Here is a 12,600-nt window from a genome sequence, read left to right on the forward strand (position 1 = left end):
GGACCCCGTGCAGCAGCACAGGAGACCCACCGACAAACGCGTCCTGGTCATCGGTCTGGGCCGGTTCGGCAGCTCGCTGGCCCTGGAACTGGTCAGCCGCGGGTGGGAGGTGCTGGGCGTCGACTCCAGCCCGCGCATGGTCCAGACCTACGCCGACGCCCTCACCCACACCGTGATCGCCGACGCCACCGACGAGGAGGCGCTGCGCCAGGTGGGAGCCGGGCAGTTCCAGCGGGCCGTGGTGGCCATCGGCAGCCACCTGGAGGAGAGCATCCTGGCCACCTCCCAGCTGGTGGACATGGGGGTGTCCAACATCTGGGCCAAGGCCACGAGCCGTCGGCACGGCCGGATCCTGGAGCAGGTGGGCGCCCACCACGTGGTGCTGCCCGAGCACGACATGGGTGAGCGCGTGGCGCACTTGCTGTCGGGCCGGATGCTCGACTACGTGGAGCTGGAGGAGGGCTTCTCCCTGGGCAAGACCAAGGCCCCGCGAGCGCTGATCGGCAAGACCCTGCGCGAGACGGGGGTGCGCCAGCAGTACGGCATCACCGTGGTGTCGGTGAAGCGGCTGGGCGAGGAGTTCACCTACGCCACCCAGGAGACGGTGCTGAACAAGGGCGACGTGATCGTGGTCGCGGGCCGGACCGACGACGTGGAGCGGTTCTCGGAGTCCACCTGAGCCCCGTCCGGCACGGCGTTCCCCCGCGGGCACGGCTCCTGCGGGGGTACCCCGCCAAACGGACAAATTGACAACCGTTTTCATTATCCCGAGAATTGACCCATGCGAACTGGGACAACCGTGCGTGCCGCCGCCCTCGGCGCCGCCGCACTCATGACGATCACCGCCTGCCAGAGCGGCGGCGAGGGGGCGGACGACTCGGGTGTCTCCCCCGCCGAGACCGACCTGACCGTGGTCACCGGTGTCTACCCCCTGGAGTGGCTGGCCCGGGAGGTCGGCGGGGAGCGGGTCTCGGTCACCCAGCTGACCGAGCCCGGCACCGAGCCGCACGACCTGGAGCTGACCGGCCGCCAGGTGGCCGAGGTCAGCGAGTCCGACATCGCCTTCTACGTCGGCGGCCTGCAGCCCGCCGTGGACCAGGCCGTCGAGCAGGAGGCCGCCGAGAGCGCCCTCGACGTCGCCGACATCGTCGAACTCCGTCCCGTGGACGAGGCCGAGGACGAGCACGCGGAGGAGGAGCACGGGCACGCGGACGAACACGCCGATGGGGCTGCGCACTCCGAGGAGGGCGGGGAGGAGCACGCCGAGGAGGAGGAGCACGACCACGGCGAGTACGACCCGCACTTCTGGCTGGACGTGGACCTGATGGCCCAGGTGGCCCAGGCCCTCGGCGACCGCATGGCCGAGGTCCACCCCGGGGGCGCCGAGGACTACGCCCGGAACGTGGAGGCCGTGACCGCCGAGTTGGAGGCGATCGGCCAGGAGTACGACGAGGGCCTGGCCTCCTGCGAGCACGACGAGGTCGTCGTCGGGCACACCGCCTTCTCCTACCTCACCCGGGCCTACGGGCTGGAGCAGATCGGTGTCAGCGGGGTGGACCCCGACAGCGAGCCCTCCCCCGCGCAGATCGCCGCGATCACCGACACCGTTCGCGAGCACGACATCAGCACCGTCTTCACCGAGCCGCTGATGCCCGCCTCCACCGCCGAGACCATCGCCGCCGAGACCGGCGCCCGGGTGGAGGTGCTCGACCCGCTGGAGGGGGTCACCGAGAACTCCCCCGGCGACGACTACCCCTCCGTCATGCGCGGCAACCTGGAGGCGCTGACCACCGCGTTGGCCTGCTCCTGAGGTCCTTCCCCTCCCCCTTCGGGCCCCGTCGGCGTCCGGGCTGCCGCCCGGACGCCGCCCGGGGCCCCCCGCGCCGGGGGCGCCCGCGGCGGGCCGCCCGCCCCCTGGTGGCCCCCCCCCGGGGCGCCCCCCCCCCCCCCCCGCGGGCCCGGGGGGGGGGGGCCCCCCCCCCCGCCCCCCGCCGGGGCCCGCTGTCGCGGCGGACGCGGGCGGCGTCCTGCCGTCCCTGCGGCGCCCCCGGCGCGAACCGCGGCGCTCATGCCCCGATGTCGACCCTGATCCCGGCGGAACCGCAGCCCAGGCCGCCCCAACCGAACAACACGCCGTCCGCGGCCGGGACGAGGGGACCGCAGTGGCCGGACAGGGCCTCGACCTGGAGGCGCCGGGAGCGCCCCGCCTCGGGGTCCCACAGACCCACCTCACCGGGAGCCGTCGCGACCAGCCCCAGCCCGTCCACGAAGTCCATCTCCCCCGAGAGCAGGGGGTGGGTGAGCGATGAGACGGGAGGACGGAAGCCGGCGGAGTCCAGCCTGTCCACCAGCTTCGCCCGGCCGCCCGCTCCGATCTCGTACAGACTCGCGCTCTCCTCACCCCGAAGCGCCAGTAGGGCCCTCCCCTCCGGGGAGACCGCCAACCCGGTGAAGACGCTCGCCTCCCCCGCCTCGGCGAGACCGGAGAGGAGCCGGACGGGGGCGACCGCGTCGTCGGCTCCGAACACCGTCACGAACGTCCCGGAGTCCTCGGCCGCCACGGATCCCCCTGCGGCGGAGCCCTCGACCGGCACGGCCCTCCTCGCGTCGAAGCTCCCGACCGCCACCGCCGTGTCGTCGAGGACCGCGATGTCGTACACCGTGAAGCCCTCGTCCCCGCCCGCGAGGGGGACGGTGTGCCAGGAGTCCTCCTCCGGCGAGTACACCAGGAAGTCCGATCCGCCCCGCTGGCTGAACCCACCGCCGAGGACGACGCGCCCGTCGACGGCCACCCCGCGCGCCAGGGACCTGCCCTCCGGCGCACGAGCGACCGGTTCCCAGGAGTCGCTCCCGGGATCGTAGAGGGCGCCGTCCCGGGCCAGGTGCGCGTCCGGACCGCCGGAGTGGGTCGGGGTGAACCCTCCCCAGATCAGCACCCGCTCCCCGACCACGACGGTGCTGTGCCGGGTCCTGGGCTCCAGGCCGCTGGCGGCCACCGGCCGCCAGGTGTCGGCCGCCGGGGAGTAGGCGGCACCGTCGGGAAAGGGCGCGTGCTGGCTCGCGCCGTGCCCGCCCCAGACGAGGACCTCCGCACCGGTCCAGACGAGGCTGTGATCCCGGCGGGGTTCGAGCGGTCCCGGCGCGAGACCGCCCACCGCGACCTCCACGTCCCAGGGTTCCTCCCCGGCGGGGCCGCAGGAGACGACCCCGGCGAGAAGGAGCGGCAGTGCGGTCACCGCCCCGAGCACGCGCCTCATGCTCCTCCTCCCTCCACGGTATGGACGCCGTTCGGCGCCCGCCGGAGCGCAGTGTAGGGCCCGACCGGAACGGCCCGTGCGCACGCCGAGGCGGGCACCGGTCCGCGGCGTGGAGAAGAAGCAGGCCATCCCGGGTACGCCTGCTGATTACACCCTGCTTACATACCGCCAAACCCCCGGACAAGTGGCGGGGCTCACGCTATGCTTGTGAACGTGTCGGTGCCAATGCACGTGCATATGGCAGTGCAGAAGCACGGACACTCCCCTCGACGAGCTAAGGAGCCAAGCATGACCGCACACAACGGCATTTCCGCGACCGAGCTGACCGGGGCGGCCTGGCAGAAGGCCAAGCGCAGCAACTCACAGGGCGCCTGCGTGGAGATGGCCCGTCTCGGCGACGGCTCGATCGCCGTGCGCAACTCGCGCTTCCCCTCCGGTCCGGCGCTGGTCTACACCCAGGAGGAGATCGACTGCCTGATCCTGGGCGCCAAGGACGGGGACTTCGACAACCTGCTCAGCTAGGGCGCCGGGTTCGCGCCGGAACCGAAGGATACACAGGAGGGGTTATCGCCGCGCGGTGACCCCTCCTCCGCGCGCCGACCCGGTTGCCCTGCCCTCGGCCGGGTCGGCCGAACCCGCACCGCGCGGAAGGCCGCGGGTTCCCGGGCACCACGTGCCCGTACACACCGAAAAGGCCCGCCGCGGCGAGCCTCTGGTACCTCTGATCCCTCCTCCGGACCCCTCTTCCCGGACGGGGGCGACCTTCTCAGTTGTCGTCGGCCTCCTGGTTGTTCTCGGCCTCCTTGTTGAGGTCGTCCAACATGCCCCTGAGCATCTCCAGCGTCTCGTCCGGCGTGGCCGCCGCGACGCTCAGCCGCGTCATGGCCTTGGTGTAGGCCTCGACCACGGACCGGCGGTCGATGATCTCGGCGTCGGTCAGCTGCTCCAGATAGACCATGTCCGCCAGCTCGAACTCCGAGTAGCGCAGGAGCGTGAACGAACCCGCCTCGGCCGCGTGCGCGCCCACCGCGAAGGGGACGATCTGGAGGGTGATGTTGTCGTACTCCTCGCTGAGCTGGATGAGCCACTCCAGCTGGCCGCGCATGATCTCGGGCCCCTCCTCGGGGCCGCCGATGGGGCGGCGCACCGCGGCCTCGTCGAGGATGACCCACATGCGCATGTTCTTGTCGGTGCGCAGGCGGCGCTGTCTCTTGAGTCTGGCCTCCACCCGCTGCTCGGTGACCAGGTCGGTGTCCACACCGCCGGAGATGATCGCCCGCGCGTACTCCTCGGTCTGCAGCAGACCGGGGATGAACTGGGACTCGTAGATGCGGATGTGGTCGGCGGCCTCCTCGAAGCCGACGTAGCGGGTGAACCACTTGTGCAGTGAGTCCCCGTACTCACGCCACCAACCGGGCTTGTTCGATTCGCGCGCGACTTCGAGGATTTCCTTGATCTTCTTGCGGTCGGTGACCCCGTACATCTTGAGGAGGTCCTCGATATCGCGGAGCTTGAAACCGACCCGGCCGAGTTCCATACGGCTGATCTTGGACGCCGATGCCCGAATCTTGTTCCCGGCGTCCTCGCGGCTGATACCACGGGCCTCGCGGAGTTGGCGCAGCTCGTGCCCGATCAGCATGCGGCGCACGGTGGGGCCGCTCCCCTTGCGCAATCGAGCGATATCCACGTTCGCCGCCTCTCCGTCATTCCTCGCACAAGGGTATCCGGGCTGGGAGGACACCTTTGCCATACGGTCAAGACACTACATGTATACGATAGGGCCACAGTGTCCGCACGCCCCGGAGTCGCGGCGCGGGACCGCTCCTGCCGCTCCGGCACGAGCAGCGCCACCGGTTCGGGGGGACCGCCGCCGGGAACGGGACCCTGCGGTGGACTCACACGAATTGCGCCCAAACGAACTTTCCGCCGGGCGGCGTGGGAATCACACCCCACTCTTGCGCGAAAGCACTCACCAGGGCAAGTCCCCGGCCGCCCTCCAGATCAAGATCCGCTTCCCTTCTCTGGGGGAGGGTGTCCCCTCCGTCACGAACCGCGCAGATGAATTCACCGCCGCTGCGCATCAGGGAGAGCTGAATACCCCCCTCGCCCTGCCTGGTCAAGGGCAGAGGGCCGCCGTGCCGGACCGCATTGGTGACCAATTCGGAAACAACCACCGCGACATCGCTGGACAAGTACTGCATCCCCCATTCGTGGAGAAGAGCCTCGGAAATCTCGCGCGCGGCACCCACGGCGTGGGGGCGCGGCTCGAAGCTCCATGTGACGGCGTCGTGCCTGTCTCCGCAGACGGGGGTGTTCCAGCGGCGCGAACCGTGCGTCAGGACCTTGAGCCACCAGCCACCGGCCGGTTCCGCCACCGCCTCCGCGCACTCCATGCCTTCCACTCCTCCCTGACGCACCGCGGCGAGAGCGGCAGCGGCCGCGTTCCGGCGGTCTGGTCGCGCCCGCCTTCCAGCGGGCGCGTGCCACTGCACGACTCGAATGCACGTGCATCTTGGTCTTGCAGGCAATCGTAGGACACGGCCCGACGATGTGCAGGCAAACGCGAAGACCATCTTCGGCGGGTCCGTAAAGCGGGGTAGATACGCGACAATCCCACCATGGAGAGCCGTCGCGGACAGCACCCCGGGCACCTACCGACCGGTTGGGATGCAGATAGGATCGCTTCGCGCCCACCACCTGAATTCTGGAGGTAACACCATGTCCCCAACGCCTCGTGTGGCCATCGTGACGGGTGCGGCCCGTGGGATCGGCGCCGCCACAGCTGAGCGCCTGGCGGGCGAAGGCCGCTCCGTCGCGGTGCTGGACCTGAAGGAGTCCGACGCCCAGGAGGTCGCGGACCGCATCACCGCGGCGGGCGGCACCGCACTGGCCGTGGGCTGCGACGTGTCCGACCCCGACCAGGTCAACGCCGCCGTGGACACCGTCGCCGAGCGCCTGGGCCCGCCCGCGATCCTGGTGAACAACGCCGGCGTCCTGCGCGACAACCTGCTGTTCAAGATGTCGGTCGAGGACTGGGACACCGTGATGAACGTGCACCTGCGGGGCACCTTCCTCATGAGCCGGGCCGCCCAGGCGCACATGACCAAGAACGGCTGGGGCCGGATCGTCAACCTGTCCAGCTCCTCGGCACTGGGCAACCGGGGCCAGGCCAACTACTCCGCGGCCAAGGCCGGCCTGCAGGGGTTCACCAAGACCCTGGCCATCGAGCTGGGCAAGTTCGGCGTGACCTGCAACGCGGTCGCGCCCGGGTTCGTCGAGACCGCCATGACCCGGGCCACCGCCGAGCGCATGGGCGTCAAGTACGAGGACATGAAGGCCTTCAAGGAGAACGAGATCCCGGTGCGCCGGGTGGGTCTTCCCGAGGACATCGCCAACGCGGTCGCCTTCTTCACCGGCGAGGACGCGGGGTACGTCTCCGGCCAGGTCCTCTACGTGGCGGGCGGCCCGCTGGACTAGGCCTGACCGCCCCGGCCGGCCGGGCCGGTCGGGGCGGCGTTCAGCGGGTGGTCCCCTCGGCCGGGAGGACGCCCTCCAGTGCGCCGGTGACCGCCAGCACCAGCTCCTCCACCAGGGACACCCCGCCGAAGTAGTCGGCGCTGTCGTCGGTGAGGACCGCGATCAGGTACTCGTGCTCGGCGCCGACCACGTAGCCGACGCTGTTGACCGTCCACAGGCCGCCGTTGCTCTCGCGCGGGACCCAGCCGTTCTTGATTCCGACCGCGTCCCCGGGCGCGGCGGCGGCCGAGACGCCCCAGGCCTGTTCCTCGGCCACGGACTCCATCAGCTCGCGCACGAGGGCGCGATCGGGCTCCCGCAGCGGACTGTCGTCGCAGTACAGGGCGCGCAGCAGCCGCAGCTGGTCCGCGGCGGTGGTCATGGTCGAGCCCCACACCCCCCGCGGGTTGGGATCGGTCCCGGTGAAGCCGAGCACCCCGGCGCCCCGCTCGAAGCCCTCGGTGAAACCGATCCGCGCGTACAGGCCGTCGGTGACGTCGTTGTCGCTGTAGCGGATCATCACGCTGGCCTGCTCCCGCTCAGCAGCGGTGAGTTCGCGGCCCTCCTCCTGGGCGCGCAGCAGCAGCATGGTGAGGATGCTCAGCTTGGCCACGCTCGCCGTCGGGAACTGCTGGTGGGCGTTGTGGCTGAAGGCGGCCCCGGTGCGCAGGTCCTGCACGGCGATACCGAACTCGGCGCCGTGTTCCCGGCCGATCTCCTCCAGCCGCGCGGCCACCTCGTCGCGCTGGTCCGGGGTGAGGGTCGCGCCGCCGGTGGCGGGCCCGGTGCGGGGCGCGAAGGGCACCAGGGCCAGCGCCTCGTCGGAGAGCAGGGCACGGACCAGGGCGGGGTCCGGCGAGGGCGGTTCACCGCGGGCCGCCGAGGTCGCTCCGGGCAGGGCGAAGACCATCGCCAGGGCGAGGGCGAGAGCCGCCGCGGCGACGGGCCAGACGCGGATCTGGGAAGGGGGACGGCGCCGGAGCACGTGATCACCGGTTCGTTGGCACGGTGGTGCGGATCGGATGTGCGCTTAATTATCCCAAGAACCGCCGCATAACCGACTATCCGATATCCAATCGGTACCGAATGCCACCGTTTCGTCTCCAGTGCCCCACGATTCGCTTTTAGTGCCGGGTGTCCTCGTCGATCCCGCGCGCCACGAGTGCCTCACCGGTGGCGTCGGCCATACGCATCAGCTGGACGATCACAGGGACCACGAGCAGGTGCGGGCGGCCGGACAGGCCCCGTGCCCGGTAGCCCTCCCGGGCGGCCCGCCAGGCGGCGGCGACCATCGGGATGGAGCGGACCGTGAGCGCCAGGACGAGGGCGACCCGGTCGGGGTTGGCGCCCAGGTGCCGGAGCGGGCGGGCCGCCCGCTGGAAGAGGTCGAGCATCTCGCGCACCCGGGTGGTGAGCGTGACGAGGTTGGCCAGCAGGACCAGCGCGGCCAGTTGGGCGCACAGCCGCAGGCCCGTCTGCCACTCCCCGAACAGCACCTGGAACAGGCCGATGGCCAGCAGGAACGGCCACAGCGCCCGCAGCGCCGACCAGGCCCGGCGCGCCCCCAGGCCCACCGCCGGGTAGAGCAGGAGGGCCGCGGCCAGGGCACCGAGCGCGACCCGGTGGTCGGCCCAGACGAGGAGGCCGGCACCGGCCAGCAGCAGCGCGAGGAGCTTGGTCCCGGCGGGCACCCGGTAGAGGGGGCCGGTACCGGGGACGTAGAGGCCGACGGTGCTCACCGGTCGTCCATGAGCTTGGTGTAGTGGGGCACCGCGTCACCGGGCACGCCGTCGAAGACCACGCGGCCCTCGTCCATGACCAGGACGCGGTCGAAGTCGTCGAGCAGGTCCAGGTCGTGGGTGAACAGCACGAGCTGCTGGTCCAGCCCGCTGAGGGTGCGGTGCACCATGCGGGTGTTGCGCAGGTCGAGCAGGGTGGTGGGCTCGTCGCAGACCAGCACGTCGGGTTCGGTGACCAGGACCGATGCCAGGGCGAGGAGCTGTTTCTGGCCGCCCGAGAGCAGGTGCCCGGGGTGGTCGCGGTGCCCGTCGAGCCCGTAGCGGGCCAGGGCCGCCTCCACCCGGCGGGAGGTCTCCTCGCGGCCCAGCCGCAGGGAGCGCAGACCGATCTCCACGTCCTCGGCGACGGTGGGCATGATGATCTGGTTGGCGGCGTCGGAGAAGACGAAGCCGACCCGGCGGCGGATGTGTTTGGCGTGGCGCCGGGTGTCCCACTCCCCCAGCGTCACACGGCCCTCGTCGGGGATGACGAGACCGTTGAGGGTGCGGGCGAGCGTGGACTTGCCCGATCCGTTGGCCCCGATCACGCCGATACGGTGCTCGGCGAGGTCGAGGGTGATGTCGCGCAGCACGGCGCGGTCGTCATAGGAGTGGGAGACCCCCTCAAGGCGCAGCATCAGGCGGCTCCGCCGTCCTCACCGGTGGTCTCCAGCACCGGGCGCCCCGCGGGCGGGACGGGGTAGGCGCGGAAGACCGCGTGCGCGATGAGCGCGGTGACGACGGCCTTGACCAGGTCGCCCGGCAGGAAGGCCAGCATGGAGTAGGTGGTGGCCAGGACGCCGCTCCCGGCGACGACGGCCATCCAGGGGACGCCGATGGCGTAGATGACGAGGATGCCGCCGACGATGTTGATGCCCAGGCCCGGCCAGAAGCGGTAGCGGCCGCCGCGGGTCATGAGCTCGGTGAGCATGCCGATCACCAGGGCGGCGAAGACCCAGCTCACGATGAACCCGGCCGAGGGCCGGGCCAGGACCCCGATGCCGCCCGCACCGCCCGCGAACAGGGGCAGCCCGGCCAGGCCCAGGGCGAGGAAGGCGGCGACGGCGAGGACGCCGCGCTTCCAGCCCAGCAGGGCGGGGGCGAGCATGATGCCGAGGGTCTGGAGGGTGATCGGCACCGTCGAGAACGGCAGGGGGATGGCGACGCTGACGCTGAGCGCGGCGATGAGGGCCGCGAAGACGGCGATGAGCGCGAGGTCGCGGGCGGTCAGGCCCTTGTGGCGGAGTACGGCCTTGGTCGTGGGCATGCGTGCGTTCCCTCGGAGAGGTGGTGTGCGTGGATCACTGCCCATTGTCCGGTATGTCGGTGACCAGGGAGGAGGGCGGGGCGCACAGTTCCGCGCGCCCCGCCCTTGTGGGGATCGTCCTGAGACGGGGGTCACACCTGCGGGGTGTTCAGCGGTCGCCGTCCCCGGCACGGCCCCGGTAGACCAGGCGTCCGGTGCCGTCGGGGCCGTAGCGCGCCCGCCCTCCGCCGGGTAGGGCCAGCACCAGGTCCGCCTCCCGTCGGCGCGCGCTCCCGGCGGGGCGGATCCGCGCACCGTCCAGGGGGCCGCCGACCAGTTCGGTCCACCCCGTCCTGGCCCACACGAACCCCGCCGCGAACACACCGGCCACCGTGCAGCACGTGGCCACCGCGAAGGCGGTGTGTCCGGTCCAGGTCCACAGCATCATCAGGGCGGCCGCGACCGAGAGGACGGTGAACACCACACCGGCGCGGCCGTCCAGGAGCGGTCGCCGTACGTTGTCGTCGGGAAGTGGACTCAGGGCCATGCGCTTTCACCCCGGAACCGGTCGCCTCCGGTGCCGTGCGGTCACCTCGGGCGCTGGACTTGCGTTCGGACAGGGAGGGTCCCTCGTGCGGGGCGTCCCCGGGGGTCCGCCCTCTCACCGGGGCTACCGCCTCTCGGGATCCGTGGCCACCGGCTGTGCGAGGTTCGGGTGGTGCAGGTCGAACGCCGGACGCTCGGACCGGATCCGCGGCAGCGACGTGAAGTTGTGCCGCGGCGGCGGGCAGGAGGTCGCCCACTCCAGCGAGTTGCCGTACCCCCACGGGTCGTCCATCTCGACCTGGGGGGCGTTCCTGGCGGTGACGTAGACGTTCCAGAAGAAGACCAGCGTGGAGGCCGCCAGGACGAACGAGGACACCGAGGAGATCTGGTTCAGCTCCGTGAAGCCGTCGTTGAAAAGGTAGTCGGCGTAGCGGCGCGGGAAGCCCGCGGCGCCCAGCCAGTGCTGCACCAGGAAGGTGCCGTGGAAGCCCAGGAACAGCAGCCAGAAGTGGAACTTGCCCAGCGCCTCGTTGAGCATCGTGCCGGTGAACTTGGGCCACCAGAAGTAGAAACCGGCGAACATCGCGAACACCACGGTGCCGAACACCACGTAGTGGAAGTGCGCCACCACGAAGTAGGTGTCGGTGACGTGGAAGTCGATCGGCGGCGAGGCCAGCAGCACACCCGTCAGACCGCCGAGGAGGAAGGTCACCAGGAAGCCGATCACGAACAGCATCGGCGTCTCGAAGGAGAGCTGGCCGCGCCACATCGTGCCGATCCAGTTGAAGAACTTCACGCCGGTCGGAACCGCGATGAGGAAGCTCATGAACGAGAAGAACGGCAGCAGCACCGCGCCGGTCGGGAACATGTGGTGCGCCCACACGGTCACCGACAGGCCGGTGATCGCGATGGTCGCCGCGACCAGGCCCTTGTAGCCGAAGATCGGCTTTCGTGAGAAGACCGGGATCACCTCGGTGATGATGCCGAAGAACGGCAGCGCGATGATGTACACCTCGGGGTGGCCGAAGAACCAGAACAGGTGCTGCCACAGGATCGGACCGCCGTGCTCGGCGAAATAGACCTGCGTGCCCACCATGCGGTCGGCGCCCAGGGCGATCAGCGCCGCGGTCAGGACCGGGAACGCGATCAGGACCAGCACCGAGGTGAGCAGGATGTTCCAGGTGAAGATCGGCATGCGGAACGCCGTCATACCGGGCGCGCGCATGCACAGGCCGGTGGTGATGAAGTTGACCGCGCCCAGGATCGTGCCCAGACCCGAGACCACCAGGCCCAGGATCCACAGGTCACCGCCCAGTCCCGGCGAGCGCACCGCGTCCGACAGCGGGGTGTAGGCGAACCAGCCGAAGCTCGCCGCCCCCGCCGGGGTCAGGAACCCGCTGACGGCGATGAGGCTGCCGAACAGGAACAGGTAGTAGCTGAACAGGTTCATGCGCGGGAACGCCACGTCGGGTGCGCCGATCTGCAGCGGCATGATGACGTTGCCGAACCCGACGAAGAGCGGGGTCGCGAACATCAGCAGCATGACCGTGCCGTGCATGGTGAACATCTGGTTGAAACGCTCGTTGCTCACGAGCTGCATGCCCGGAAAAAGCAGTTCTGCGCGAATGAGCACCGCCATCAGCCCGCCGAGCAGGAAGAAGCCGAAAGCGGTGATGATGTACATGTAACCGATGATCTTGTGATCGGTCGAGGTCATCCAGTTGACCAGGGTCCCCCTGGCCTCCCCCTCGCGCTCCTCCACCTCGGTTTTCACCGGTGCCACGATTCAACCCCCCATGTGCGAAAAAACGGACATTCGAAGGTTGATCGCAGACGCTTTCCGGGCCCCGCGCCCTGCGAACCCTTCCCCTGGTCCCAGGTAGCCACGTTAACGCAGGCCACAGACCCGCGAGTGCACTTGAGGCCGCGTTTACCCTTCAGATTTTCCGCATATCAACCTTTTCTCCTTTATTCGCTTCAATTCCGTTCAGGATCGTTCGGAGGGGATTTCCCCCTAAGGGCTCATCGCGTTTGGCCGGTCCGCGGTGGCGGATCAGCGTGCAGGAGATACCGGAGGCCGGGAAGCGGTCGGCCCCGCGCTCGTGGCGGCGGCATCCGGCCAGCCTGGCCATGGTGCGCTCGACCCGTCAAAGGGCTCCGAAGAAAAGCGGTGGGCTCGACCTGGTCAGAAGGTCGGTGCCGTGCACCGGGCCGCCGGACAGCGGGACGTGGTCAGCAGCGTGACCGCACGCGATAA

The 12,600-nt window shown here is 70.3% G+C and carries 13 protein-coding genes and 1 pseudogene; 4 read left to right on the forward strand and 10 right to left on the reverse strand.

Translation table 11 applies throughout. The annotated features are described in order from the left end of the window. The first annotated feature begins 7 nt into the window (after nt 1-7). Together FYW95_RS10850 and FYW95_RS10855 are read left to right on the forward strand one after the other, a co-directional pair. Complete coding sequence (locus tag FYW95_RS10850; RefSeq protein WP_159945238.1) at nt 8-679, forward strand: potassium channel family protein; 672 nt, start codon at nt 8-10, stop codon at nt 677-679. A gap of 102 nt (nt 680-781) precedes the next feature. Next, nucleotides 782-1,810, forward strand: a complete 1,029-nt coding sequence (locus tag FYW95_RS10855) for a metal ABC transporter substrate-binding protein (protein WP_201294807.1) — start codon at nt 782-784, stop codon at nt 1,808-1,810. A 256-nt stretch (nt 1,811-2,066) separates the two neighbouring features. Here FYW95_RS10855 and FYW95_RS10860 read toward each other — a convergent pair whose 3' ends face one another. Beyond that, complete coding sequence (locus FYW95_RS10860; RefSeq protein ID WP_160050310.1) at nt 2,067-3,257, reverse strand: Kelch repeat-containing protein; 1,191 nt, start codon at nt 3,255-3,257, stop codon at nt 2,067-2,069. A 288-nt stretch (nt 3,258-3,545) separates the two neighbouring features. On the opposite strand from FYW95_RS10860, the gene FYW95_RS10865 reads away from it, so the two are divergent. After that, nucleotides 3,546-3,779 (forward strand): DUF397 domain-containing protein, encoded by a 234-nt coding sequence (locus FYW95_RS10865; protein ID WP_159945236.1) that lies wholly within the window; start codon nt 3,546-3,548, stop codon nt 3,777-3,779. Nucleotides 3,780-4,023: 244 nt separating this feature from the next. Here FYW95_RS10865 and FYW95_RS10870 read toward each other — a convergent pair whose 3' ends face one another. Together FYW95_RS10870 and FYW95_RS10875 are read right to left on the reverse strand one after the other, a co-directional pair. Beyond that, entirely contained in the window at nt 4,024-4,896 is an 873-nt protein-coding gene (locus FYW95_RS10870; protein ID WP_159945262.1) for a helix-turn-helix domain-containing protein, read from the reverse strand. Between the two features lie 256 nt (nt 4,897-5,152). Then, nucleotides 5,153-5,650: an ATP-binding protein gene (locus FYW95_RS10875; protein ID WP_160050324.1), complete on the reverse strand. Its 498-nt coding sequence runs from the start codon at nt 5,648-5,650 to the stop codon at nt 5,153-5,155. Nucleotides 5,651-5,975: 325 nt separating this feature from the next. On the opposite strand from FYW95_RS10875, the gene FYW95_RS10880 reads away from it, so the two are divergent. Next, nucleotides 5,976-6,734 (forward strand): SDR family oxidoreductase, encoded by a 759-nt coding sequence (locus FYW95_RS10880; protein ID WP_201294808.1) that lies wholly within the window; start codon nt 5,976-5,978, stop codon nt 6,732-6,734. Between the two features lie 40 nt (nt 6,735-6,774). Here FYW95_RS10880 and FYW95_RS10885 read toward each other — a convergent pair whose 3' ends face one another. The 7 genes and pseudogenes from FYW95_RS10885 to FYW95_RS28890 form a co-directional block, all read right to left on the reverse strand. Then, a complete protein-coding gene (locus FYW95_RS10885) occupies nt 6,775-7,758 on the reverse strand; it encodes a serine hydrolase (protein WP_236572165.1) in 984 nt (327 codons plus the stop codon). A 139-nt stretch (nt 7,759-7,897) separates the two neighbouring features. Further along, nucleotides 7,898-8,512: an energy-coupling factor transporter transmembrane component T family protein gene (locus FYW95_RS10890; RefSeq protein WP_160050311.1), complete on the reverse strand. Its 615-nt coding sequence runs from the start codon at nt 8,510-8,512 to the stop codon at nt 7,898-7,900. Continuing rightward, nucleotides 8,509-9,189, reverse strand: a complete 681-nt coding sequence (locus tag FYW95_RS10895; RefSeq protein ID WP_160050312.1) for an energy-coupling factor ABC transporter ATP-binding protein — start codon at nt 9,187-9,189, stop codon at nt 8,509-8,511. The genes FYW95_RS10890 and FYW95_RS10895 overlap by 4 nt, the downstream gene beginning before the upstream one ends. Continuing rightward, nucleotides 9,189-9,818 (reverse strand): biotin transporter BioY, encoded by a 630-nt coding sequence (locus tag FYW95_RS10900; protein ID WP_160050313.1) that lies wholly within the window; start codon nt 9,816-9,818, stop codon nt 9,189-9,191. Before FYW95_RS10900 ends, FYW95_RS10895 begins: the two co-directional genes overlap by 1 nt. Nucleotides 9,819-9,966: 148 nt before the next feature. Then, nucleotides 9,967-10,344, reverse strand: coding sequence for a hypothetical protein (locus FYW95_RS10905; protein WP_160050314.1), 378 nt, complete (start codon nt 10,342-10,344; stop codon nt 9,967-9,969). A gap of 123 nt (nt 10,345-10,467) precedes the next feature. Further along, the gene (gene ctaD, locus FYW95_RS10910; protein WP_160050327.1) at nt 10,468-12,060 is read right to left on the reverse strand and encodes an aa3-type cytochrome oxidase subunit I; all 1,593 of its coding nucleotides are present in this window, start codon (nt 12,058-12,060) and stop codon (nt 10,468-10,470) included. A 325-nt stretch (nt 12,061-12,385) separates the two neighbouring features. Beyond that, nucleotides 12,386-12,490, reverse strand: a pseudogene (locus tag FYW95_RS28890) (IS5/IS1182 family transposase); the annotation flags it as partial. Between the last annotated feature and the right edge of the window lie 110 nt (nt 12,491-12,600).

Source organism: Nocardiopsis sp. FR4 (assembly GCF_009830945.1).
Lineage (GTDB): Bacteria > Actinomycetota > Actinomycetes > Streptosporangiales > Streptosporangiaceae > Nocardiopsis.

Coding starts and splice junctions, on each gene's coding strand:
- FYW95_RS10865 (WP_159945236.1), top strand. CDS start 3,546: ATGACCGCACACAACGGCATTTCCGCGACCGAGCTGACCGGGGCGGCC.
- FYW95_RS10905 (WP_160050314.1), bottom strand. CDS start 10,344: ATGGCCCTGAGTCCACTTCCCGACGACAACGTACGGCGACCGCTCCTG.
- FYW95_RS10895 (WP_160050312.1), bottom strand. CDS start 9,189: ATGCTGCGCCTTGAGGGGGTCTCCCACTCCTATGACGACCGCGCCGTG.
- FYW95_RS10900 (WP_160050313.1), bottom strand. CDS start 9,818: ATGCCCACGACCAAGGCCGTACTCCGCCACAAGGGCCTGACCGCCCGC.
- ctaD (WP_160050327.1), bottom strand. CDS start 12,060: ATGACCTCGACCGATCACAAGATCATCGGTTACATGTACATCATCACC.
- FYW95_RS10860 (WP_160050310.1), bottom strand. CDS start 3,257: ATGAGGCGCGTGCTCGGGGCGGTGACCGCACTGCCGCTCCTTCTCGCC.
- FYW95_RS10880 (WP_201294808.1), top strand. CDS start 5,976: ATGTCCCCAACGCCTCGTGTGGCCATCGTGACGGGTGCGGCCCGTGGG.
- FYW95_RS10855 (WP_201294807.1), top strand. CDS start 782: ATGCGAACTGGGACAACCGTGCGTGCCGCCGCCCTCGGCGCCGCCGCA.
- FYW95_RS10875 (WP_160050324.1), bottom strand. CDS start 5,650: ATGGAGTGCGCGGAGGCGGTGGCGGAACCGGCCGGTGGCTGGTGGCTC.
- FYW95_RS10870 (WP_159945262.1), bottom strand. CDS start 4,896: ATGCTGATCGGGCACGAGCTGCGCCAACTCCGCGAGGCCCGTGGTATC.